The following is a 1,215-nucleotide window of genomic DNA, read 5'->3' on the forward strand; positions in this document are numbered from 1 at the left end:
CCCCCACTTGCCTTCCAGCTGATCCAGAGCAAGCTGTGCTGCATCCCGGTTGGGGGCAGTGTAAATCCCCTTCATATCGGCAGTGAACGGCTTTCTGTCCTTCCAGACTACAAAACGGCAGGCATTCCGGATCTGGTGGACGATGCAGATCTGTTTGGTGGACAGTGGAAACACGCTTCGGATGGCCTCGGTGAAGCCTTTGAGATTGTCTGTAGCCGTGACCAGAATGTCCTCAACTCCTCTGGCTTTCAGGTCGGTCAGGACGCTTAGCCAAAAAGAGGCGGATTCGTTTTTGCCCAACCAGAGTCCCAGAACTTCTTTTTTGCCGTCTGTCCGCAGGCCTACGGCCAGGTAGATGGTCTTGTCGATGACTTTGGAGTTTTCCCGGACTTTGAACACGATCCCGTCCATCCAGACAATACAGTAGACCGATTCCAAGGGTCTGTTTTGCCAGATCGTCACTTCCTGAGCCACCCGCTCAGTGATCCGGGAGATGGCTGAGGTGGAGATGTCAAAGTTGTAGAGATCTTTGATCTGCTCTTCGATGTCGCTGACACTCATTCCTTTGGCGTACAGGGAGATGATGATGGTTTCCACTCCGTCGGCAATGTTCTTCCGCTTGGGAACAAGCATCGGCTCAAAAGAGCTTTTCCGGTCTCTGGGAACTTGGATTTCAGTCTCTCCATACTGGTTGCGGAGTTTTTTCTTACCATGTCCATTTCGGGTGTTTTCCCCGGTGGACTCCCCATGCTTCTCATAGCCCAGGTGGTTATCCATCTCTCCTTCCAGGATGGCTTCTACGCCTCGCTTTTGGAGCTGGCCAAGAAAAGCGTAAAGCTCTTCTCCGTTTTTAAACTGCTTGAGGAACTCCTCGCTGAATGCATCTTCTTTTTTCATAGCTTAAGTGTGTGAAGGTATCCCGAAAAAGTTATTTCCGTAATTTTTCAAGGCCTTTGAAGGGGCCGAAAAATTCCAGAATACCTTTTTCTACCACTTACACACTTATCGGGACGCTACCGTTAATCTTTCACGTCCCAAAAGATACACCTATCCCCTGACAATCATTCATTTTTGTGTGGCATTGAAACTTTGCTCGTCGGTTAGTTTCAGAGCCTTGAACAAGGTGATCGTCTCCATGAACCTTTATTTTGATTGTTCGCTAAGGACACCGTCACATGCGACCATATTGCTTTGGGTTAAAAAGTATGAGTTCTC

Annotated in this window: 1 protein-coding gene; it reads right to left on the reverse strand. The window is 48.9% G+C overall.

Going from position 1 to position 1,215, the window contains the following annotated elements; all coding sequences use genetic code 11:
- On the reverse strand, window positions 1-897 hold an 897-nt coding region (locus tag DDT91_RS20315), incomplete at its 3' end, for an IS256 family transposase (RefSeq protein WP_187178038.1).
- Between the last annotated feature and the right edge of the window lie 318 nt (window positions 898-1,215).

Source organism: Algoriphagus sp. AK58 (assembly GCF_014324365.1).
In the GTDB taxonomy this organism is placed as follows: Bacteria; Bacteroidota; Bacteroidia; order Cytophagales; family Cyclobacteriaceae; genus Algoriphagus.